Source organism: Pseudoalteromonas sp. SR41-1 (assembly GCF_014164015.1).
GTDB lineage: Bacteria > Pseudomonadota > Gammaproteobacteria > Enterobacterales > Alteromonadaceae > Pseudoalteromonas > Pseudoalteromonas distincta.
In genome coordinates this window covers 57,773-79,878 of the sequence record NZ_JACJEK010000014.1, presented here as the reverse complement: position 1 = coordinate 79,878, position 22,106 = coordinate 57,773, and the positions used below count along the sequence as shown (strand labels likewise).

General features: G+C 38.6%; 19 protein-coding genes. 9 read left to right on the top strand and 10 right to left on the bottom strand.

Annotated features, from left to right (window positions below; genetic code table 11):
* Positions 1–79: 79 nt before the first annotated feature.
* The 5 genes from fabG to yceD are packed head-to-tail and all read right to left on the bottom strand — an operon-like array spanning position 80 to position 3,574.
* Positions 80–826, bottom strand: a complete 747-nt coding sequence (gene fabG / locus H5118_RS13430) for a 3-oxoacyl-ACP reductase FabG (RefSeq protein ID WP_002962378.1) — start codon at positions 824–826, stop codon at positions 80–82.
* 11 nt (positions 827–837) lie between these two features.
* Positions 838–1,764 carry an ACP S-malonyltransferase gene (gene fabD / locus H5118_RS13425; RefSeq protein WP_182749096.1) on the bottom strand — a complete coding sequence of 309 codons (927 nt, stop codon included), beginning with the start codon at positions 1,762–1,764 and terminating at the stop codon, positions 838–840.
* Between the two features lie 52 nt (positions 1,765–1,816).
* On the bottom strand, positions 1,817–2,857 hold the full coding sequence (gene plsX / locus H5118_RS13420; protein ID WP_024603493.1) for a phosphate acyltransferase PlsX: 1,041 nt from the start codon (positions 2,855–2,857) through the stop codon (positions 1,817–1,819).
* Between the two features lie 12 nt (positions 2,858–2,869).
* On the bottom strand, positions 2,870–3,040 hold the full coding sequence (gene rpmF / locus H5118_RS13415; RefSeq protein ID WP_002962381.1) for a 50S ribosomal protein L32: 171 nt from the start codon (positions 3,038–3,040) through the stop codon (positions 2,870–2,872).
* Positions 3,041–3,049: 9 nt separating this feature from the next.
* Positions 3,050–3,574, bottom strand: coding sequence for a 23S rRNA accumulation protein YceD (gene yceD, locus H5118_RS13410; RefSeq protein WP_007375269.1), 525 nt, complete (start codon positions 3,572–3,574; stop codon positions 3,050–3,052).
* 131 nt (positions 3,575–3,705) lie between these two features.
* Between yceD and H5118_RS13405 the strand changes: the two genes are divergently transcribed.
* Entirely contained in the window at positions 3,706–4,305 is a 600-nt protein-coding gene (locus tag H5118_RS13405) for a nucleoside triphosphate pyrophosphatase (RefSeq protein ID WP_154903353.1), read from the top strand.
* Positions 4,306–4,314: 9 nt separating this feature from the next.
* On the opposite strand, the gene H5118_RS13400 is transcribed toward H5118_RS13405, so the two are convergent.
* Together H5118_RS13400 and rluC are read right to left on the bottom strand one after the other, a co-directional pair.
* Entirely contained in the window at positions 4,315–4,977 is a 663-nt protein-coding gene (locus H5118_RS13400) for an HAD-IA family hydrolase (RefSeq protein WP_182711387.1), read from the bottom strand.
* Positions 4,974–5,933: a 23S rRNA pseudouridine(955/2504/2580) synthase RluC gene (gene rluC / locus H5118_RS13395; protein WP_024596136.1), complete on the bottom strand. Its 960-nt coding sequence runs from the start codon at positions 5,931–5,933 to the stop codon at positions 4,974–4,976. The genes H5118_RS13400 and rluC overlap by 4 nt, the downstream gene beginning before the upstream one ends.
* A gap of 772 nt (positions 5,934–6,705) precedes the next feature.
* On the opposite strand from rluC, the gene rne reads away from it, so the two are divergent.
* Positions 6,706–9,921 carry a ribonuclease E gene (rne, locus tag H5118_RS13390; RefSeq protein WP_182749095.1) on the top strand — a complete coding sequence of 1,072 codons (3,216 nt, stop codon included), beginning with the start codon at positions 6,706–6,708 and terminating at the stop codon, positions 9,919–9,921.
* 135 nt (positions 9,922–10,056) lie between these two features.
* Here rne and H5118_RS13385 read toward each other — a convergent pair whose 3' ends face one another.
* Entirely contained in the window at positions 10,057–11,016 is a 960-nt protein-coding gene (locus H5118_RS13385; RefSeq protein WP_182749094.1) for a hypothetical protein, read from the bottom strand.
* A gap of 500 nt (positions 11,017–11,516) precedes the next feature.
* Positions 11,517–12,536, bottom strand: a complete 1,020-nt coding sequence (gene yejK / locus H5118_RS13380; RefSeq protein WP_182749093.1) for a nucleoid-associated protein YejK — start codon at positions 12,534–12,536, stop codon at positions 11,517–11,519.
* Between the two features lie 62 nt (positions 12,537–12,598).
* Between yejK and H5118_RS13375 the strand changes: the two genes are divergently transcribed.
* From H5118_RS13375 to H5118_RS13345, 7 genes are all read left to right on the top strand, one after another.
* A complete protein-coding gene (locus H5118_RS13375) occupies positions 12,599–12,811 on the top strand; it encodes a DUF1414 domain-containing protein (RefSeq protein WP_002961475.1) in 213 nt (70 codons plus the stop codon).
* Positions 12,812–12,816: 5 nt separating this feature from the next.
* On the top strand, positions 12,817–14,313 hold the full coding sequence (locus tag H5118_RS13370; protein WP_182738151.1) for a DUF3413 domain-containing protein: 1,497 nt from the start codon (positions 12,817–12,819) through the stop codon (positions 14,311–14,313).
* An 86-nt stretch (positions 14,314–14,399) separates the two neighbouring features.
* Positions 14,400–14,879: a DUF4124 domain-containing protein gene (locus tag H5118_RS13365; RefSeq protein WP_024596961.1), complete on the top strand. Its 480-nt coding sequence runs from the start codon at positions 14,400–14,402 to the stop codon at positions 14,877–14,879.
* Positions 14,880–14,982: 103 nt separating this feature from the next.
* The gene (gene aceK, locus H5118_RS13360; protein ID WP_182749092.1) at positions 14,983–16,701 is read left to right on the top strand and encodes a bifunctional isocitrate dehydrogenase kinase/phosphatase; all 1,719 of its coding nucleotides are present in this window, start codon (positions 14,983–14,985) and stop codon (positions 16,699–16,701) included.
* Between the two features lie 19 nt (positions 16,702–16,720).
* Positions 16,721–17,659 (top strand): LysR family transcriptional regulator, encoded by a 939-nt coding sequence (locus H5118_RS13355; RefSeq protein ID WP_002961484.1) that lies wholly within the window; start codon positions 16,721–16,723, stop codon positions 17,657–17,659.
* 177 nt (positions 17,660–17,836) lie between these two features.
* Complete coding sequence (locus H5118_RS13350) at positions 17,837–18,280, top strand: PA2169 family four-helix-bundle protein (protein ID WP_002961486.1); 444 nt, start codon at positions 17,837–17,839, stop codon at positions 18,278–18,280.
* A 314-nt stretch (positions 18,281–18,594) separates the two neighbouring features.
* Positions 18,595–18,990 (top strand): biopolymer transporter ExbD, encoded by a 396-nt coding sequence (locus tag H5118_RS13345; RefSeq protein ID WP_024596959.1) that lies wholly within the window; start codon positions 18,595–18,597, stop codon positions 18,988–18,990.
* Positions 18,991–19,063: 73 nt separating this feature from the next.
* On the opposite strand, the gene H5118_RS13340 is transcribed toward H5118_RS13345, so the two are convergent.
* Complete coding sequence (locus H5118_RS13340) at positions 19,064–22,099, bottom strand: TonB-dependent siderophore receptor (protein ID WP_182695105.1); 3,036 nt, start codon at positions 22,097–22,099, stop codon at positions 19,064–19,066.
* Positions 22,100–22,106 lie beyond the last annotated feature (7 nt).

Genomic DNA, 22,106 nt, shown 5'->3' with positions numbered 1-22,106 from the left:
AAGCAAGTTCACAAATAATTCAATGTTTTTGAGGTAACTTACTTAACTTTATTAAGTAACAATGTGGGTACAATGGTTATTAAACCATGTACATCGCGCCATTTACATGCAAAGTTTCACCTGATACGTACGCAGCCGCGTCAGATGCTAAATAACATACCGCAGCTGCAATTTCGTCTGGTTGGCCTAAACGCCCTGCTGGAACATTTGCAAGTGTTGCTGCTTTTTGCTCGTCAGTTAAATCATCAGTCATATCAGTTTGAATAAAACCAGGTGCCACTACGTTTACTGTAATACCACGTGATGCCACTTCGCGTGCAAGTGACTTAGAAAAACCAATTACGCCTGCTTTAGCCGCTGCATAATTTGCTTGCCCTGCATTACCCATAGTGCCCACTACTGAGCCAATATTGATAATACGACCTTTCTTTTTCTTCATCATTGGACGAAGTACCGCTTTAGATAAACGGAAAATCGAGCTTAAGTTAGTGTCGATTATATCGTCCCACTCAGTCTCTTTCATACGCATTAATAGGTTGTCACGTGTGATACCTGCGTTATTAACAAGTACGTCAATATCGCCAAAATCAGCTTTTATTGCGGCAAGTGTCGCTTCAATAGATGCAGGATCCGTTACGTTTAATGCATAACCTTTACCATTGTCACCTAAGTACTCGCTGATTTTAGCAGCGCCTGACTCGCTTGTAGCAGTGCCTGCAACTTTTGCACCTTGCGCAACTAATGTTGTTGCAATTGCTTTACCAATACCACGGCTAGCGCCAGTAATTAGGACAATTTTGCCCTCTAAAGAAAATAAATTAGACATTTTATATACTCTTATTTAGCTGCAGCGATTGAAGCGGCATCGTTTACTGAGCCACAAACCATTGCTTTATCAATTCGTTTAGCAAGTCCTGTTAATACTTTACCAGGACCAAATTCGTAGCTTTGCGTTACATCTTGTGCAACCAAGGCTTGTACTGTTTCTGTCCAGCGAACTGGGCTGTATAGTTGACGTACTAGTGCATCTTTAATTGCATCAGCGATCGATTCAGCTTTTACATCAACGTTATTAATTACATCACACTTAGGTGTATTAAATGTTAAAGCGGCCAAGTCTACCGCTAGCTTATCAGCAGCTGGCTTCATTAGTTCACAATGTGAAGGTACGCTAACCGAAAGTGGTAATGCGCGTTTAGCACCAGCATCTTTACATGCTTGTGATGCTCTATCTACTGCCGCTTTATGCCCTGCAATAACAACTTGACCAGGAGAATTGTAGTTAACTGGAGATACAACCTCACCTTGCGCTGAGGCAGCACATGCCGCTTTTATTTCTTCATCGCCTAAGCCAATAATCGCAGCCATTGAACCTACGCCTGCAGGTACAGCTTCTTGCATGTATAAACCACGGTTTTCAACAAGCTTAACAGCTTCACTCAAGCTTAGTACGTCGCTACATACTAGTGCTGAATATTCACCTAAGCTGTGACCGGCCATAACAACGTCTGCATCTGGGTTTGCTGCAAGCCAATCACGGTAAATAGCAACACTTGCAGTTAATAATGCTGGTTGTGTACGATGAGTTTGATTTAATTTTTCTTCTGGGCCATTAAGAACTAGCTCTGCTAAGTCGTAACCCAGTGCATCTGATGCTTCTGCAAATGTTGCTTTAACAATGTCAGAACTCTCTAGTAGCTCTTGTAACATACCAACGCTTTGCGAGCCTTGACCTGGGAATAGAAGTGCAATTTTTTGTGCCATACTTTGCTCTTTTTAATTAAACAAATAAATAATGAAATACACGGCACATCAATTATTGATTAACCGCCGTGTCTTTAGAATGTGTTTTTTCGAAAATAGCGGCTATTTTATCAGGAAGTTGACGTTCAACCTCTTTTACCGCTTCATCAATTGCTGCTTGAAATGCTTTAGCTGACGCATTTCCATGACTTTTAACGACAATACCGCGCAATCCTACCAGAGAAGCACCGTTATACTGGTCGGGGTTCACCCTTTTATAGAGTTTTTTTATTATTGGACGCAATATAAACGCCATACATTTATATAAAAGGTGCTTTTCGAGCGCAGCTGTAAACTTATTCATAATAAGCTTGGCAATGCCTTCGCATGTTTTAAGCGCCACGTTACCCACAAACCCTTCGCATACAATAACATCAGCCTTGCCAGAAAAAATATCACTTCCTTCGCTATAACCAATGTAATTAATATGTGAGCTTTGCTGCATTAATTGTGCAGCCTGTTTAATATCATCGTGGCCTTTAATGTCCTCAGCGCCAATATTTAATAAGCTAACGCGAGGGTTATCGCAGCCAAGTGCTTGACCAGCAACTACAGAGCCCATAATCCCAAACTGATAGAGCATTTGCGCATCGCAATGCACATTAGCACCTAAGTCGAGTAAATATACTGGGTTTTGGCTTTCTGTAGGAACAGATGAAATAAGTGCAGCACGTTTAACACCAGGCAGCATTTTTAATACGTAGTGAGCCATAAAAAATAAAGCGCCGGTATTACCTGAGCTAACACACGCTTGAGCTTCGCCCGACTTAACTAAATCAAGGGCAACACGCATAGATGAATCTTTTTTTGAACGTACAGCAATTGCAGGTTCGCAGGCGTTAGTAACTATTTCACTACAATGACGAATTATGAGTCTTGGATGAGATAAAGAATCGAGGGATTCGAGTTCTTTAGATATAACGTCTTCATTGCCACATAAAATGAGACTTAAATTGGCATGAGCGTTTACCGCATGAACGGCAGCAGGAATAGATGAACGGGGGCCGTAATCGCCCCCCATCATATCTAACGCTATGGTTAGATCTTTCAGCATATAAGTAATCTCTTATTTAGAAATTACTTGAACGCCTTTGTAGTAACCATCTGCAGTCACATGGTGACGACGATGAGTCTCACCAGATGTTTGATCTACAGTTAAAGTTGGACCACTGATCGCATCGTGTGAACGGCGCATGCCGCGTCTTGCACGAGACTTTTTGCTTTTTTGTACAGCCATAGTCTTCTCCTAAGAATCTTTCTTAAGTTGTTTCAAAATATCAAATGGATTAGGTTTATCATCTTCCGCCTTTAATACACCAAAGCTGGCAGGCTTTGCTGAATAACTGCATGAAGCTTCGTTGTGGGTAGCCACTAATGGAATTGCTAAAATTAGTTCGTCTTCAATTAAATCAAAAACGTTAACTTCACCATTTTCATCAAGTGCTACTTCGTCGTAGTCTTCAGGAAAAATATCTAACTCTGTATCTTCACCTACTGGTGAATATGCAAAGTCTTGAACCAAATCCAACCCTAAATCACCATTACAACGTTGACAAATGACAGTAACATGTGTGGACAAATTGCCTCTAATCACAGCGAAACCTTGATCATCGTTTTTGCAATGTATTTTTACCGCTATTTCACCTACTTCTTCCTGCACAACTTTCTCTAAACGAGTAAGTTTTTCAAGCGGTACAATTCCGTCATACTTTAAACGGTGCTGCGCTGCTTTGCCTGGATGAAGAGTGATGGGAATTTTCACCTTTTGCATAGGGGCTGCATCATATAGATAGTTAGTTTGTTAGTCAAAGTAAAAAACCATTTTTACTTGGTTTTTAACGTGTTTTACTCTCGGATCTGATTTATCCTAACTCAATCTGAATTATCGTAGGAAAACAGTCCATGAAGCTTCCACTCATTTTAGCGTCAAGCTCGCCTTTTAGGCAGTCTTTATTACAAAAATTTAATTTACCCTTTGATACGTTTTCACCCGACGTTGACGAATCAGCACTTGAATGCGAAACACCTACTGAACTGGTTAAGCGTTTAAGTGAGTTAAAAGCCTCAGCAGCTAATAAACATTTTAAAAAAGGGTTAGCAATTGGATCAGACCAAGTCGCTGTGTTTAACAATCAAATTTTAGGTAAACCGCACAATAAACAAAATGCTCTAAAACAACTAAATTTATTTAGCGGTAATACTGTAACATTTTTAACTGGGCTTTGTGTTTACGATATTGTAACTGGAACAAAAAAAACCTGCGTAGAACCTTTTAATGTGACGTTTAAAACCCTAAGTGATGCACAAATTAGTGCTTATTGCGACGCAGAGCAGCCTTATAACTGTGCTGGCAGCTTTAAAAGTGAAGGGTTGGGTATCTGTTTATTTGAAAAACTAAGCGGAGACGATCCTAATAGCTTAATTGGATTACCATTAATTAAACTCAGCCAATTACTGGCTGAGTTTGGGATTGATGTACTTACCGCTCAAAACAAGCTCTAGTTAAATAAATTAGCCAAGCAAAACCTGTTGCAATTGCAGATAATTATCTACTGTTGCAACAGGGCTAAGCTTATTTAGCTGCTGTGCGTTATGTACACCCATTGTTACGCCAATTCTATCCATGCCTGCAGCTTTTGCCATTGTCATGTCTATTTGGGTATCACCAATCATTACAGCGTCTTGAGCACTTATGCCAAGTTCTTCAAGTAATTGATACAGCATATTTGGAGAGGGCTTAGACAGTGCGTCGTCGCTTGTACGTGTTGCACTAAAAAAATGTCTAAGTTGGCTTTGATCAAGCAAACGCTCTAATCCATCTCGACCTTTACCTGTTGCAACCGCTAAAACAATGCCCTGCTCTTTTAAGGCACCTAAAACGCTGACAACATTATCAAATACAGGAGTTGGCGTGGTATCAACACTATATTGGTGTTTATACCCTTTAATTAGCGCTTGATGCTGCGCGACATTATCGGGAAATAAAACATCAATTGCTTTTTCAAGCGACATACCAATAATATTTTTAATTGCTAAATCACTTGGCGCCACTAAATTAAGTGACTCAGCACTACTACGAATACAGTTAACTATTTTAGTGACTGAATCCATAACGGTGCCATCCCAATCAAAAATGACGAGCTTATATTTTTTAATCGGCGTCACTGCAATCACTGTTTTGCGTCTCGTAATTTTAGTAATGTATTTTTAAGCGTTTTATCAAGGGGCGCTTCAATACGCATCGTTGTTTCGTTTTTAGGATGATAAAAACTTAAATCGTGTGCATGTAAGAATAAACGGTTTAACCCAACTTTACGCATAGATTCATCAAACCCCTGGTCACCGTATTTATCATCGCAGGCGATAGGATGACCTTTACATTGTGTATGAACACGAATTTGGTGCGTACGTCCTGTAACAGGTGATGCTTGTACAAGTGAGCAATCGTTAAAACGTTCAAGTACTTTAAAACGCGTATGCGAAGGCTTGCCCTCAGTGTTATCTACACGTACTACGCGTTCACCCGATTTAAGTGTATTTTTACGCAGCCCTTCGGTAACGTTTTTAGTTTTAGAGTCCCACTGCCCTTCTACAAGTGCCCAGTAATTTTTTTCCATGGTTTTTTCACGAAGCTGTTCATGCAATGCTGTTAACACCGAACGGCGCTTTGCAATAAGTAAACAGCCCGATGTATCACGGTCAAGCCTGTGAACTAGCTCAAGATTTCGCTCTTCTGGGCGAAGCGCGCGCAGCGCTTCAATTAAACCATAACTTAAACCACTGCCACCATGAACAGCCATACCTGAAGGTTTATTTATGACGATAAGGTATTTATCTTCAAATAAAATATCGTTTTCTAGGCGAGTTACTTTGTCTAACTTTGATGGTACAAACTCTTCACGTTCAGCAACTCTGATAGGTGCAATACGCAGTACATCGTCAAGCTGTAGTTTATATACAGGCTTAATACGCTTTTTATTAACGCGTACCTCACCTTTGCGCAAAAGTTTATAAATAGCGCTTTTAGGCACCCCTTTTAAATGGGTAATAAGAAAGTTATCAATACGCTGACCTAAATGGTCTTCATTGATCGTGACATAAGTTACTTGTAAGTCGTTTTTTTCTGACATTGCCTAATCACTAATTTAAGTAAAATAATTTAGTTGCTAACACTGTAATAATAGTGGGATAATCAGCAGCGCAAATATTTAGTATTTGCAAATAACAACGGTGCTTTTTAACACATTAAAACATTCGTGATGCACATTCTGGGTAGCCGATCATACAGATCCGAGTTAAGTTTTCCAAAGCTTTTATGCCTCCTCAGTTAACACGTGCGATCAATTAACGGCAATGCGCGTAATATATTGCTGGTTAAGTTTGAACATGAAGCGATTTTTAATGTGCTAGAGAAAGCAATGAACAGATAATTTGTCTGATAGTGACGACGTAAAAAACGTCGTTCAGCACTAGCTCAATTATTGTAGTACCGTACAGCAGCTTATTTAGAATTAAAAAAATCTAATAAATAAGCGTTCATTAACATCGGCAGCGATTTTTGCTCTTAAAACGGATATTAGCGATACACCAGTATGTATTGCTCACCAACTTAATGAGCCCTACGCGCCTAATATGAATGATATTTAGTAAGATTAATATGACAGGCCGACTTCTGGGTAAAACTTGTAAACGTAGCTGAAAAGCCGACAGTTTTAGCACCATTAAGAATTTAATAGCGGTAATAATCGCTATTGTTTGCCAGCATTTAAAATACTGCATACGAGATACAGAGCCGTTCCGTTAAAGACCCAGTCGTGAGGCTGCACATTCTAAAAATAGGGACAACTGAACAGGCGAGAAAAACATCGTCATGTCAGCGACATAAATAAGTAGAGTAACAATATGAAACGTATGCTAATCAATGCAACGCAGCAAGAAGAAATGCGCGTAGCACTGGTTGATGGCCAGCGCCTTTATGATTTAGATATCGAAAGCCCAGGTCACGAACAGAAAAAAGCCAATATTTATAAAGGCAAAATCACTCGCATTGAACCATCTCTTGAAGCAGCATTTGTTGATTACGGTGCTGACCGCCATGGTTTCCTTCCTTTAAAAGAAATTGCACGTACTTACTTCCCTGCAGGTTACACTTTTCATGGTCGCCCTAACATTCGCGACGTAATAAAAGAAGGTCAAGAAGTAATAGTACAAGTTGATAAAGAAGAACGCGGCCAAAAAGGCGCAGCGTTAACTACTTTTATCAGCGTTGCTGGTAGCTATTTAGTTCTTATGCCTAATAACCCTCGTGCTGGCGGTATTTCTCGTCGTATTGAAGGTGATGAGCGTACTGAACTTAAAGAAGCTTTAGGCCGTTTAGAACTACCTAAAGGCATGGGCTTAATTGTTCGTACAGCCGGTGTTGGTAAGTCATTTGAAGAACTTAACTACGATTTAAAAGCACTATTAATACATTGGGATGCAATTAAACAAGCAGCCGACAGTGCTAAAGCACCGTTTTTGATTCACCAAGAAAGCAACGTGATTTTCCGCGCAATACGCGACTATTTACGTCGTGACATTGGCGAAATTTTAATTGATAAACCACGTGTTTTTGAAGAAGCTAAAGCGCACATTGAGCGTTTTCGTCCTGACTTTATGAGCCGTGTTAAGCTTTATCAAGGTGACACGCCTTTATTTACACATTACCAAATTGAAAGCCAAATTGAGTCTGCATTCCAGCGTGAAGTACGTCTTCCTTCTGGTGGTTCAATTGTAATTGACCCTACTGAAGCACTTACATCTATTGATATCAACTCGTCTAAGGCAACTAAAGGCGGCGATATTGAAGAGACAGCACTTAATACAAACTTAGAAGCGGCCGATGAAATTGCACGTCAATTACGTCTTCGTGACCTAGGTGGTTTAATTGTAATCGACTTTATTGATATGACTCCTCCACGCCATCAACGTGAAGTAGAGAATCGTTTAAAAGATGCAGCGCGCCCAGACCGTGCTCGCGTTCAAATTGGTAAAATCTCACGCTTTGGTTTACTTGAAATGTCGCGCCAGCGTTTGCGTCCTTCATTAGGTGAAGCAAGCCAAGGCCCATGTCCACGTTGTAGTGGCCAAGGTACTATTCGTTCAAACGAATCAATAGCACTTTCAATTCTTCGCTTAATTGAAGAAGAAGCAATTAAAGACAATACAGCACAAGTAAATGCACAAGTGCCTGTTGCTGTTGCTGCTTATTTATTAAATGAGCAACGTCGTAGTGTTCATCGCATTGAAAAACATCATAAATGTGACGTAGTGATTATTCCAAATCAACATATGGAAACACCACATTATGAAGTTATGCGCTTACGTAAAGACGAAACACTTGAAACTGTAAGTTACGGACAAGTTGTTGCACCAGAGCCTGAAGTATTCGAGATGTCAAAATCTCCAAGTACGCCAGTCCGTGAAGAGCCGATGCTAAAAGGCGTGGTAATGCCTTCTACTCCTGCTCCACAATCAGCGCCTGCTAAAGCCGTAGAGCCTGCTGCGGTAGCACAAACTAAAACTGAAGGTGGCTTACTAGCTGCTATTGGTAATTGGTTTAAGTCGTTATTTGCAAGTGAATCTGAAGAAGAGAAAAAAGAAGCTGTAGAAAAAGAGCAGCAAGAAACGCGCAATAATGCACGTCGTGGTAACGATAACCGTCGTCGTAATAACAATCAACGCCGTCGTAATAATAACCCACGCACTAACAAGCCGCGCAATGAGCGTCCAGCCGCTGAAGAGGAAGCTAAAACTGACTCAGCAGCAAGCACCGAGACTCAAGAGAGAAGCGAGAACCGCAACAAGCGCCGTCGTAATCCTAACTCTCGTAAGCGCCCAGAGCATAAAAACCAAGAAAAAGATCAAGTTAAAACTGAAGCCCCTGCAAAGGCGGAAGTAGAAACTGATTCTAAGCCAGCACAAGCTGCAGAGCCTAAAGAACAGAAGCCTAAAGTTCGCCGTCAACGTCGTAACATACGTAAAAAAGTACGTCTGCAAGATGAAAAAGCTGAGCAAGCTAACTCAACAGAGCAAGCACCTGAGCAAACGGCTGTAACTGAAACTCCACAAGTTCAAGAGCAAGCTCCTGCTATAGAAAAGCAAAAGCAAACTCCGGCAGAAAAAACAGCTCACATTAAAGAAGAGAAAGTTGATGTTGTTGATTCTAACGATGAAACAGCAACTACTGAAGACGAACAAGAGCAAACACGTACACGTTCACGTCGTTCTCCTCGTCATCTTCGTGCATCTGGTCAACGTCGTCGTCGCCCTGAAGGTGAAGCAGAAGTTAAATCTGATGAAGCCCCTGCATTTATTCCAGTTGCTGATCAAGCTGCTGCAGAATACGAAGCAGAACTTAAAGCGAAATCAGAAGAAACACCGGTAGATGCGTCGCAACAAGTTGAACAAGCCGTTGCGGTTGAAGACTTAGCAAAAGTTGAAGCAGTAGAAGAGCCAGTAAAAGCTAAAGAACCGGCTAAAGCTGAAACGCCAGTAGCCACTGAAGAGCCAGTTAAAGTTGAAACACCAGTAGCAACTGAAGAGCCTGCTAAAGCTGAAACGCCAGTAGCAACTGAAGAGCCAGCTAAAGCTGAAACACCAGTAGACAAGACTGCTAAAGTTGAAACACCAGTAGCCACTGAAGAGCCTGCTAAAGCTGAAACGCCAGTAGCAACTGAAGCGCCTGCTAAAGCTGAAACACCAGTAGCAACTGAAGAGCCTGCTAAAGTTGAAACGCCAGTAGCCACTGAAGAGCCTGCTAAAGTTGAAACACCAGTAGCCACTGAAGAGCCTGCTAAAGTTGAAACGCCAGTAGCAACTGAAGAGACTGCTAAAGTTGAAGCAAAAGTGAAAACTGAAAAATCAGCACCGCATGTTAAAACAGCGGTTACTCAAGGGTCAGCAAGTGCGCCAATGGCACAACCGACTCCTGTAGCTGATAGCGAAGTGAAACATACGTCTGTAGCAATGGCTCACGATAAACGTGAACTAGTTCCAGACAGTGGTTTACGTGCAGGTTCAATCAAACCTGCTGGTCGTGCAAGCTCTGCAATGACTAAAACAATGAGTGTTGATTAATAACTAACATTCATTAAAAAGCCCCGCTATTTAATAAATAGCGGGGCTTTTTTGTGTTTATTGCCGAACAAAGCTTAGATTACGAGATTTAAGTATTATTTAAATGTATCAACTATATCTATATAATATGAACCGCTAGGCACTCATCGGTTCGATTTCTAGCTTACTTATAACTTCCCAAAGATTTTCTTTCTTTCTGAATACATAACGATATACATCATGAGGGTTAGAATATTGCCCCTTTGCTTTTTCAGCAAAACGCCATAAGGTTATTTGTGTATCGCCATTTTCCATTTTTTTAGTTTCAATAATGCGGTGCCTTGTTAATACCATAGATGAACGATTCATCTCTTCTTTCAAAAATTCGTATAAAAACTGATATAAGCTAAAATCTTTATCTTTATCTTTATCTTTATCTTCATCAATTCGTTTAAGCACGATCTGGTGTTTTCTGACACTCTGGTCTAATTCGATCAGGATCTCATTTTTTTCTCTTCTTACAATTGAAAAAACCAGCTCATGCTTCATTAAGAAACTAATCTTATTTTCTTCAATTATTCGCCAATGACCATCTGAGATGATCCCATCACTAAAATACTTAGTAACTGTGCCATCATTCTCTAAGCAATAGTATGAATTGTAATCACCAATCCAATTACCGCTCATTTCATGTTGAATATGTAAATATTCATCGGCTGTTGCAATAGGTTTTATTTCTTTATACTGTTTACAGCTATCGAGCCAATCAAAAATATTATTCGATAATCTCTGGCAATCTCCACCATCATGCCACCATAACCAAACTGAAAAAGCATCTTCTGGATCTATAAATAATAGATCACCATCCTGTTGAGAAATAACGATAACATCATCCAGTCTTTTTAATAAAAACACATCTTTGCTACAAGTCGTGGTTATATAATCTTGCGATAAAACCTCCAATAACATATTTTTAATTGGAACCATCGCATGAGGATCATTTAGTGATAGTTTAAATTTTTTATCCGTGCATTTAGGATCTTCAATCGTGAATTTACTAAATGCATTTATTAACTCACTAATCTCTTTAGGAAGTAATATATTATTTATTTCCATAATAATTTCCCTATATTAAAATAAACATTTTAAAAAAGTAATTTTTTATAATAGTTATACTTACATTTAGGTCTGTAATGTTCAACTGCCATCTGACCCTATTATTAATCTAAATTGAAACTTTAGATTCATTGTTTATAAACAATTCAAATAATGAATTAGTTGGAAGTGGTATATTCAAAAGAAGTGAACTATCAATACAATCACTTTCAATATCAAAAAGGTATATTCTCTGTTAATAGTCTCTTCAAATATTAAATTTGTTCTTTCTGATAATCTAAAAAATAGATTTCCTGGATCAACTAAAAGCTAATCACTTTCACAAACGATTCTTTTTAAACGTAGGATAACTTTGAGTTAAAATTATGCTCCTTATAATTTAATTATAATCAATTTCAAAAATATTCATCCTGCTAACAAAATTCAAAAAAGCGCAGTTTTAATTACTGCGCTTTTATAGCTTTCAAACTCATTTCAACGTGTCGCATATTTAAAATGCTTTACGACTCGCTTTCACTTTCCATAAAACGTTGTAACTGATCTTTTAAGTTTGGTGGAATACCTTTAATTACAAGCGTGTCCGTTGCCTCGTTGTAAGTTACGCGCTCACCTAAGTGTTTACGTTCAAAGCTTACACTCACACCACCACCAAGACCTGAGAACTTAACCATGCTGGTTACGGTTTTCTTATCAACAGGAAAAGTTTCTTCTAAGTCATAGCTTTGTTCTTTACAAAAACTATCAAACGGGCTGTCATCGCCTTTTGTAAGCGTTGCAGATAGCTCTCTTACGCTGGCATCTTCACCAGTTGTCACACAGTCATTACAGTAGTCAAAAACTTGTTTACGTAAATCGTCTTTTTCTGATTTATCAAATTGTTGCTCAGATAAATAATCCTCTACTGCGCTAAGCATTACTTGGCTTTGCTGTTTTGAATCAATACCCTCTTCACAACCTAAAAAGTCTAAGAAAAAGTCAGCAACTTTACGTCCAGCTCGCCCTTTTATAAATGAAATATAACGGTTGTCGTCAGCTTGTGTATCCCACGCTGTTAAATCGATACGAGCAGCAAGTTGCATGCGTGATATGTCTAAATGACGAGAAGCGGCTAAATCAAGCTCTGAGGTCATAGAATAATGCTCTTTGATGTTAATCATCGCAATTAGCATGTAATCAGTTGCAACGTACTGGTAATGACAAAATACTAAATAGCCTGTTTCACTAAATGCATACTTATCAAGCTCTTCTTTTAAAACCGTCGAGGCTTGCTCGGTCATATGCCAAAAGCCTAACTCATCATTACGGTAACTTTGCATTGCAGATGCTACAACACTGTTTTTGTCACCACTGAAAGCACAATAACCTTTACCAGGTTTACCATTGTATGCATGATGTAATTGTTCGATAAAAACGGCTACTTTATCGTTAATTACCATCTCATCATTTCGAAGGTGAATTTGCGTATCGTCGTCTTTTTTGTCTACATAGTGAACGACTAATTTTTTAACGTCTGTTGTCATCTTTGTTTTTCACGCCTCTAGTGTTAAAATACGAGAATATAACTATTTTATTGAACCAACTAATGCCAATCTTATCAAAATACTCTAATGAAGAAGTAGAACAAATCGTCGATCAGCTTATTGATGTGCTAACTAAACACAATGCGCCGGTTGATTTAAGTCTTATGTGTTTAGGAAATTCTATCACGCATATCTTAAAAGAGCATGTACCAACAGGGAAAAGACAAGCTGTAACCGAGAACTTTGCAAAAGCGCTCGCGCAGTCGGTTAAATAAAATTTATGAATTTATCGCAGCACAATCAATTTTCATCAAAAGCGAGTCAGCTGCTAAGTTGGGGGCATTGGTTTACCTTTGCCAATATCGGCTTAGCCCTACTTATTAGCTTAAGCTATTTATTTGCAGACTCGCCACCTACAAGCTTTTTAGGCATTACCTATATGCTAGTTACTTGGCTAAGCCACACTAGTTTTATAGCCTTTTTAGCGTTTGTGCTGACGGTATTTCCGCTTAGTTTAATATTCCCCTACCCACGACACATTCGTGGCATGGCCGCTGTAATAGCCACTGTAGGCGCATCATTGCTTACTCTTGATGCTTATGTGTATGTTAATTTAGGTTATCACCTAAGTATATCTGCCTTACCTGAGATCATTTCATTGTTGTGGCATCGTTTAACAAGCTCTCCTGCTTTAACAACCATTTTAGCCAGTGGTATTGTTGTTGTTATTTTAGGCTTTCAGCTACTTGTTAGTAATTACACATGGCACCACCTTGAGCGTTTAAAGCAATATAAATTTGCACGTTACGCAATTTCTTTTTTAATCGTGTGTTTTTCGCTTAGCCACAGTATTCATATTTGGGCTGACGCCAATTTAAACTTTGACGTAACAAAACAAGATAATGTTTTGCCACTTTCATACCCTACTACTGCTAAAAGCTTGTTAGCTAAAAATGATCTGCTAGATATAGAAAGCTACGAGCAAGCACACAACGTAAAAATTAATAACCAAAATATTAGTTATCAAATGCCAAGCCAGCTTGAAAAATGCGAGGACTACACACAAGCCAATGTAGATATATTTGTATTTGAAACTCAACAACAACTCGAAAAGTTTGTTGCCGAGAATAAAAACATGCACAAAACAGAGCAGTTTTTACAGCCAACAAATCATGACGATACGTTATTTAGCTTAGTGTATGGTTTACCCGCTTTTTATAAAGCAGCAATTTTAACCGAGCAGACACTCCCAGTTTGGCAAAGTCAGCGCCGTAGCATTGAAGTAACTGGCATTGAAGAACTAAGCTTTATTAATGATCAAGCACATAGCTCTAGTGCTATTCGAGTAATTAAAGCGAGTGATACCCCTACTGTTCGAGATGATGAAACACAGGTTTTTGCTTTTAGTCTTGCCAATAACAAGCAAGAAGTAGTAACCACCTCAACTTTATACAGCTCTGACAAACGTATTTCTAAGGTAGATGGGCTAATTCAACCTAGCGATTTAATTGCAACAAGCGTTGGGCAATATTTAAATTGCAAAGCTATTGCCAAGCAAACAATGCTAGGCGTTAATCTATACAAGAAAAAAGACGATATGGGCGTGAACTACTCTCAGGGTGTTGTTATAGCCTATAAAAAAGATAGGATTACCTTAATAGATTCAGATGGTAACTTTAAAAACATTTCCGCCGCTGAAGGTTTTTCTATTGAACAAGGTTTAGATATACCATTTTTAGTACAGAGTATTAAAAAGCTCAAAACCTTTACCCAATAACAGTTATCCTAACCTAGCTTGATATACCACCAAGCTAGGTTATAGTTTTATATTGTTGTTAGATATAAAAACCAAGGATGACATGTATGTTTAAAACTTCTCGTTATATTCTCCATTCTAGCTTTTTACTTATCAGTTTTTTTAGCTTTAGCGATACCACTTACTACAAATGTGTAACAGAAAAAGGCACTGTCTTTTCTCAACTCCCCTGTGACGACGAAGCAACGACTTATAAAGTTAACACAACGGGTAATCAGTATTCTGGTCCTAAGGTTGACTACACTAAACAACTAAACGAACTTGAGCGTGAAAGGCTTCTATCTGGCTTACAGGCAGAGCTTCGCAGTAATAACCATAAACTAACAATACTTGATCGTAATAAAGAGCGTGCTGAATACAAACAACAAGAGCGGTTAAATCATATCTTAGCCATTGATGATAAAAAGCGTATTACTAAAGACATTACTAAAAAACTAAAAATAATTAATAAAACATATAAGAAAAACGTATCGGCTGTGACTAAACAAATTAAAATTCTCGAAAAAAAGATAGCTCAATTCCAATAAGTTACTCTTAGTTAGTAAGTAACATTTATCTTGGTTTTAAACTTAAAATAACATACCCTTAACACAATAGAGTATAAACTCTAGGGACTTTTAAGGAGTGCAAATGCAACCTCGCCATATTGCTGAATTAATTTTAACGGGTTTTAAAAGGCACTATCAGTTATTTCAAAAAACAACAGCCAAAGCCCCTCTTGCCTTCGCAAAAAAAGATTGGCAAGCAATTAATGATATCAGCCGTTTGCGTATCAGCTATTATGATGATCGTGTTAACGAAACCACGCAAGCGCTAAAAAAAGAAACCCCAACCGAACAACTCGATGAAAGCCTATGGCTTGAAGTTAAAAAGGTATATCAGCATTTTTTATGTTTTCATCCCCAAGCAGAGCTCGCAGAAACTTTTTATAACTCTGTATTTTGCCGGCTGTACCATAGGCGCTATTTTCATAATGACTTTATATTTGTAGAAGCAACCTTAAAAGATGCTCCTTCAGTGCCTGTAGAGGCAGAATATAGAACATACTTTCCTGTAGTTGATGGCCTAAAACCAACAATAAAACGCATTATTAGTCATTTTGATTTTAAGGCCCCATTTGTAAATTTAGAGCGTGATATCCGCCTCCTTGTTAAAGCTTTTTATAAACAAGCCCCCGATACACATCACCAACCTTGGCAAATGCGCTTTGATATCTTACACACGCCTTTTTATCGTAATAAAGCAGCCTATATTGTTGGTCGTGTTGTTTCAAAAAGTGGGGTTCAGCCCTTTATAATCGCTGTATTACACGATGAAGATAACGGATTATATTTAGATGCACTTTTAACTAAGTCATCTCAAATGCGTGTTATTTTTGGCTTTGCCCGCGCCTACTTTATGGTAGAGACTCACGCACCTTCAGCACTTGTTCGGTTTTTAAATCAACTTATGCCAAACAAAACACTTGCTGAGCTCTATAACGCAGTGGGTTTTCATAAGCAGGGTAAAACTGAGTTTTACCGAGAGTTTTTAAATCATTTATCTCACTCTAGTGATGAGTTTACAATTGCACCGGGGACTCCCGGTATGGTGATGATGGTATTTACCCTCCCCTCATTTGGCTATGTTTTTAAAGTAATAAAAGACAAATTTGGTGAGAGTAAACCCTTTGGCCGTGATACCGTATTAAAGCGTTATCAACTGGTAAAAAATCATGATCGTGTTGGCAGAATGGCCGATACCATAGAGTATTCTAACGTCGTATTTCCTTTAGCGCGTTTTGATAGTAATTTACTTGCGCAATTACATAAAACAATTGGCTCATCAATGGTAATTGAGGGCGATTGGTTGATCATCAAGCATTTGTATATTGAACGGCGCATGACACCTCTTAACTTGTTTTTAGAAAATGCTGATGAAGAAAGTGTCGCCGACGCAATTGAAGAATATGGGCAAGCCCTAAAAGAAATGATTGCTGTTAATATATTCCCTGGTGATATGCTCTTAAAAAACTTTGGTGTAAGTAAGCACAAACGTATTATTTTTTACGATTACGATGAAGTTCAATATCTAACCGATATGAACTTTAGAACATTACCAAAAGCAAAGAGCTATGACGACTATTTAATGGATGTACAAAGTTACTCTGTTGCACCACAGGACGTATTTCCTGAGCAACTTTGTACATTTGTAATGCCAAACCCTATGTATAAAAAGTTTTTACTCAGCACTCATCCTGAGCTTATAGATGTTAGCTTTTGGAAGCAGGCACAACAAAATATAAAAAATGGTCAGGTAAGTCATATTTACCCATACCCGACAGCACAGCGCTTTATTCACCACTGGTAAGCGCTAAAGGACACACACAATGAATATAAGTAAAATAGATTTAAATTTACTCGTTTACCTCGATACATTGCTTCGAGAATGCAACGTAACACGCGCTGCTAATCAATTGAGTATAACGCAACCTGCAATGAGTAATGGCCTTAAACGTCTTCGTAACTTATTTAACGACCCTATTTTAGTTCGTACCAGCGATGGTATGGTGCCTACCGAGCGTGCTTTGGAGTTACAACCCGTTATTCGTGGCATATTAATGACCCTTGAAGAAACTCTAGCTCCTAATCGAGAATTTGAGGCAAGCCAAAGTAAGCGTGTGTTTAGAATAATGGCCAGTGATTACGCTGCAAGTACATTAGCACCAAAGCTTTTAAGTAAATTGCACGAAGAAGCCCCCGATACTACTTTAGATATACTCACACCAAGTGATGTCACCTTTCATGATGTAGAAAACGGTAAAGTAGATATGGCAATCAACCGTTTTGAAAACTTACCGCAGTCTTTTCATCATAAACGTATTTGGAAAGATAGTTTTTGCTGCTTAGTAAAAGCCGATAATCCTATAATTGAAAACTTTAGCCTCGACAGCTATTTAAAAGCGCGCCATATATGGGTGAGTAAAACAGGTTTTGGTGTAGGTGTAGGCATGGACCCTAAAGATGTTCAAAAACTTGGCTGGGTTGACGAAGCACTTGCTCACTTTGGTAAGCATCGTAATATTGCCACTTTTACGCGTAACTACCATGTAGCTATTCATTTAGCTAAAGAGAAAAATTTGATTGCGACCCTTCCTTCAAAAGCCGCAAATATATATTTGGATGATCCGGGGCTTAAAATTTTAGAGCCACCATTTCCAATTCCTCCTTTTGAGCTTGATATGATTTGGAGCCCACTGTTACATCGCGATGCGAGTCACATTTGGTTACGTCAAAAAGTAGCTGAAGTAGCTGAAGAGCTAAAATAACTTTATTACACAATATAATGTAAAAATTGCTAGGTTAACTTTTTGCCTGTTAACTTAGCATCTTACTAGATCAAAATTAAACCAATAAAATCAAATAACTACATAATAATTAAAACGTGGAACATACATTGCTTTTATTTAATTGAACTATACATTCATTTAATTAAAGAGGTCATTATGAACACCCATCAAGGATCAGAAGTAAATCATATTACTGACATCATTCAAGTTATGAACAGCGGCATCGATTTTTATCAAAAAGCACAGGAAAAAGTTGAAGACCCTGCTATTGGTGCACTTTTCCAGCGTATGATAGATGCCCGAAAAGTGAGTGTTGAGCGCTTGCAGCCATATGCAATTAATGAAAAAGGCGAACGCGAAGATGGCTCATCTTTCGCAGTTGAAGCACGACGTGCGTACACAGCCCTATTGACTACTTTCACCTCACACAACGACAGCACGTATGTAAAAGAGCTTGAAGAGGTAGAAGATAAAACCCTTGAAGAAATTAAAGCAGCAATGGATAAACCGCAACCAGCTGACTGCGAAGCTGCACTGGCTAAAACATTATTAACAATGCAAAGCTGCCATGCAGAAATGAGCCGTATGCAAAAGCATTAAGCTTACATAGCGCATAACTAGAACCCAGCCTCGAGCTGGGTTTTTTATTGCCTCTAATACCAATCTACATAGTTTTTTAAGCAATTTAACAAATTGCATTACATTATAACGATGCTAAATAGACCCCATATATAAGCAGAACGGTATAAACACCGCCTTATTTCACCACATTTTAAATACATAATTAGTACAAATATTTAATATTATTAGAATATTTATTTAACCACGCTTTATTTTTGCTGTGCTAATTTTGTTAATAGGTACCTAAAACCTTGCTGTGGCTCCGCAGCATTTAATTAAAAATAAGGTCCAATATGAAAAGTAAACTAACCAAACTACAAAATAATGCTGATGTAGATATGACCCCGATGTTAGACATAGTGTTCATATTACTAATTTTCTTTATTGTAACTACATCTTTTGTAAAACCTGTGGCTATTGAATTAAACCGACCACTCGACAGCCCTCAAATAGATAAGCCTGTTAAAAATGCTTTATTTAGAATTGATGAAAGTAACGGAGTATATTTTTCTGGGAGGTTAATTGATTTAGAGCAAGTTGCGACTAACTTAGCTATGTTCGCGGCTAAATATGAAATAAGTTCGGTACTTATAACCGCAGACGAAAACAGTACACATAATACTTTAATGAATGTAATGAATAATATTAAGCAATACGATGATTATCCAATAAGTTTGATTTCTAAATAAAATCAGCCCAAGCTAAAACCAAAAAAAGGGCCTTACGGCCCTTTGAGTTAAATAACAAAAGGGAGGTTATTAATTAAAAACGGTATTCTGCACCTACGTAGTAGTAAGCACCGTTAAATCCAAACGGAGCCGAACGACGTGAGTAGTCAAACACACCTGAGCTACTTATTACTGTGTTGCCACTAGCATCCACAATAGTACCTGAGCGAGAGTTACCTATTTCATTTTTATCTGGGTAAACATCGAACAAGTTATTTGCACCAATATTTACTGATAAATCTTCAGTAACGAAGTAGTTAACTTTAACGTCAGTTAAAATTTCTGCGCCATACGTTTGACGACCGCCATCTTCTACTGTGTATTCACCAAAACGATTAAGTGACAGGTTAACAGTCCAATCATCACGTTGATAAAGCGCACTTAAGTTAATACGGTCCTCTGGTTGCCACTCTTCTATAATAGAGATGTCTTCAGCTGAGAATATATCTTCTACTTTTACTGTCTCAAGGCTTGAGCCAGCAGGAGAGAACAACGATACAACATCTGTTTTGGTAAAGTTAGCTGCAAGTGTAAAATCAAGCGTGCCGCCTAAACCTTCAGTGTTCCACGTTGCTACAAAATCAACACCACGAGTTTCTGTATCAGCACCATTTAAGAAAAACTGCCCTACGCCAGCACCTGCACTATTTAGTGCTGCATCAAGGCTTGTAGATAACCCTTTACCTAAGCGATCACTAATTACAATACGGTCGTCAATATCAATCGAGTAGTAATCAACGGTTACATTAATATTATCGGTAACGTTATACACAATACCTAAACTACGGTTTTGTGATTTTTCTTCTTTAAGTTTTGGAATACCTAAACTTTGCGCAAGTGTTGAATCATTTCTAAATGTACCAACTTCTTCTGCAACTAAATTCCCATTAGTATCAACAACAAATTGTGTGCTTACGTTATTAAAGTAAAGCTGCTGCATTGAAGGCGCTCTAAATCCTGAGCTTAATGCACCACGTAATGAAATATCGTCGGTAATAGACCAGTTACCAGCAAGTTTAAAGTTTACTGTATCGCCAAAACCTTTGTAGTTATCGTAGCGAAGTGCTCCAGATAAAATCACATCTTCAATTACATAAGATTCTGCATCTACGTAAAATGAAATTACATCACGTGACTCATCCACTGAAGACGCAGGTGATGAACCACCAAAACCTTGTGAACCACCCGATGCATCTTCAGAGCCAACACCGCCACTTAAACCGCTGTAAATACTTACACCATTTAATGTGTCGTAATCGCGGTACGCATATTCATTACCTTCTAAAATACGGTATTCATCAGTACGTATTTCAGCACCCATTGCTAACGAATAATCATCAAAGTTTTGCGTAAAATCAATATTGATTGTTTGCAGTGATAATTCCATGCCGTAAGCGTACGCTTCACGTGGAATAGTTGTACGAATATCAGCTGCACTTAAGCCTTGGTCATAACGTAAAAAGTTAGCGTATGAGGCATTGATAGTGTCACTTGTAGTGTAATCAATGCTGTTCTCACCATAGGTGTAAGATAAATCAAGGCTTGCATCGTTATCAAATTCAGTTTTATAACCAAAGTTGTACGAGATATCGTCGATAGTTGTGTTGATTTTTGGTAAGAAACCTAGCGGAATCGTTGCATCGTTATCTTGTAGTACTGGGTTACCGCCTGCATTTGCATTATGACGGAAAAATGCAGCCGACTCATTTTCGCGTGTTGAGTAAGTAATAAAGCCGTAAAGCTCGCCATCACCTAACTCGTAACCGGTATTAATTGTTAAACCAAACTGCTGAGAATCAGCATCACCAATTCTAAAGGTATCACGATCGGCTGTCAGCTCACGCGGATCGCCAGCAAGTAAAGTGCCGTCACTTAGTTCTGTACAACCATAAAACTGACAAGAGCCATGTAAACCGGCACGGTTAGTCGGTGCACGGTCACGGTAATTGATAGTTGTATTTAAATAACCGTCATCACCTAGCGCAAAGCCTTTATTAAAATCAAGGTTAATGGTTTCGCCATCGCCTTCAGAATATTGACCGTAGTTAATAGCCGCTTTGCCACCTTCGCTACCATCTTTAAGCACAATATTAATAACACCTGCAATTGCATCAGAACCATACTGAGCAGCAGCGCCATCACGTAATACTTCAATGCGTTTAATTGCAGAAGCTGGAATTGCATTCATGTCAGTACCTGCGGTACCACGCCCAACAGAGCCATTAATATGAATAATACTTGCTTGATGACGACGTTTGCCGTTAATTAACACCAATGTTTGATCGGGGCCCAAACCGCGAAGTGTCGCAGGTCTTAAAGCATCAGTACCGTCACTAATTGCAGAGCTTGAAAAGTTAAATGAAGGGGCGATAGACTGTAGCATACGACCAACTTCTGTTTGGCCTGTATTTTCAAGCGCTTCTGCACTTAAGATATCTACTGGAACGGGTAAATCTTCAACTGAACGCCCTGCTACACGGCTACCGACAATAGCAATTTTTTCAATTTTTTCTTGAGCGACTTCTTCTGCTGCGTTTACACCTTGCGAATTTACTGCAAGTAAAGCTGGTAATACTGCTGCACTGACCGCTGAAAGCTTCATCATGTTGTTATCATTCCTGTTGATTTGTTTGAGTTTTATACTCAGTAAACCATTTTGATCAACAACCGCATCGAGCTCAGTCCCACCTAATAATGCCTCTAGAGCATCTAGCTGAGTGTAAAATCCATAAACTGAATTTGCGTCATACTGCTTTGCCAACTCATAAGAAAACACCACGGTTTGCTCTGTTTGTTTAGCATATTCAATTAAGGCTTTGTCTGCTCGCTGCGCTTTTATATCAAATTGCACCATTTGCCCAGTGGTTTGTGTTGCTGCTTGTACACTTAAACTAAAAATAGCCGGTGCAAGCACACTAAATCCACTCAATAAATGCGTTTGGTTACTGCGCAACTTATATAAACAGCTGACAAACAAAAATCCTCTATGGGTTTGTTTCTTTTTTTTAATGTTTTTTTTACGTTCAATCTTTATTGATGTAACTTTACCTAACATTAGTTTGATTTGCATAACGTCT

Excerpts from the sequence above, each read along its gene's own strand:
- rne (WP_182749095.1), top strand. The coding sequence starts at position 6,706 with ATGAAACGTATGCTAATCAATGCAACGCAGCAAGAAGAAATGCGCGTA.
- H5118_RS13345 (WP_024596959.1), top strand. The coding sequence starts at position 18,595 with ATGAAAAGTAAACTAACCAAACTACAAAATAATGCTGATGTAGATATG.
- H5118_RS13405 (WP_154903353.1), top strand. The coding sequence starts at position 3,706 with ATGAAGCTTCCACTCATTTTAGCGTCAAGCTCGCCTTTTAGGCAGTCT.
- H5118_RS13375 (WP_002961475.1), top strand. The coding sequence starts at position 12,599 with ATGCCAATCTTATCAAAATACTCTAATGAAGAAGTAGAACAAATCGTC.
- rpmF (WP_002962381.1), bottom strand. The coding sequence starts at position 3,040 with ATGGCTGTACAAAAAAGCAAAAAGTCTCGTGCAAGACGCGGCATGCGC.
- yejK (WP_182749093.1), bottom strand. The coding sequence starts at position 12,536 with ATGACAACAGACGTTAAAAAATTAGTCGTTCACTATGTAGACAAAAAA.
- H5118_RS13370 (WP_182738151.1), top strand. The coding sequence starts at position 12,817 with ATGAATTTATCGCAGCACAATCAATTTTCATCAAAAGCGAGTCAGCTG.
- fabD (WP_182749096.1), bottom strand. The coding sequence starts at position 1,764 with ATGGCACAAAAAATTGCACTTCTATTCCCAGGTCAAGGCTCGCAAAGC.
- rluC (WP_024596136.1), bottom strand. The coding sequence starts at position 5,933 with ATGTCAGAAAAAAACGACTTACAAGTAACTTATGTCACGATCAATGAA.
- H5118_RS13355 (WP_002961484.1), top strand. The coding sequence starts at position 16,721 with ATGAATATAAGTAAAATAGATTTAAATTTACTCGTTTACCTCGATACA.
- yceD (WP_007375269.1), bottom strand. The coding sequence starts at position 3,574 with ATGCAAAAGGTGAAAATTCCCATCACTCTTCATCCAGGCAAAGCAGCG.
- plsX (WP_024603493.1), bottom strand. The coding sequence starts at position 2,857 with ATGCTGAAAGATCTAACCATAGCGTTAGATATGATGGGGGGCGATTAC.
- H5118_RS13350 (WP_002961486.1), top strand. The coding sequence starts at position 17,837 with ATGAACACCCATCAAGGATCAGAAGTAAATCATATTACTGACATCATT.
- fabG (WP_002962378.1), bottom strand. The coding sequence starts at position 826 with ATGTCTAATTTATTTTCTTTAGAGGGCAAAATTGTCCTAATTACTGGC.
- H5118_RS13385 (WP_182749094.1), bottom strand. The coding sequence starts at position 11,016 with ATGGAAATAAATAATATATTACTTCCTAAAGAGATTAGTGAGTTAATA.
- aceK (WP_182749092.1), top strand. The coding sequence starts at position 14,983 with ATGCAACCTCGCCATATTGCTGAATTAATTTTAACGGGTTTTAAAAGG.
- H5118_RS13365 (WP_024596961.1), top strand. The coding sequence starts at position 14,400 with ATGTTTAAAACTTCTCGTTATATTCTCCATTCTAGCTTTTTACTTATC.
- H5118_RS13340 (WP_182695105.1), bottom strand. The coding sequence starts at position 22,099 with ATGCAAATCAAACTAATGTTAGGTAAAGTTACATCAATAAAGATTGAA.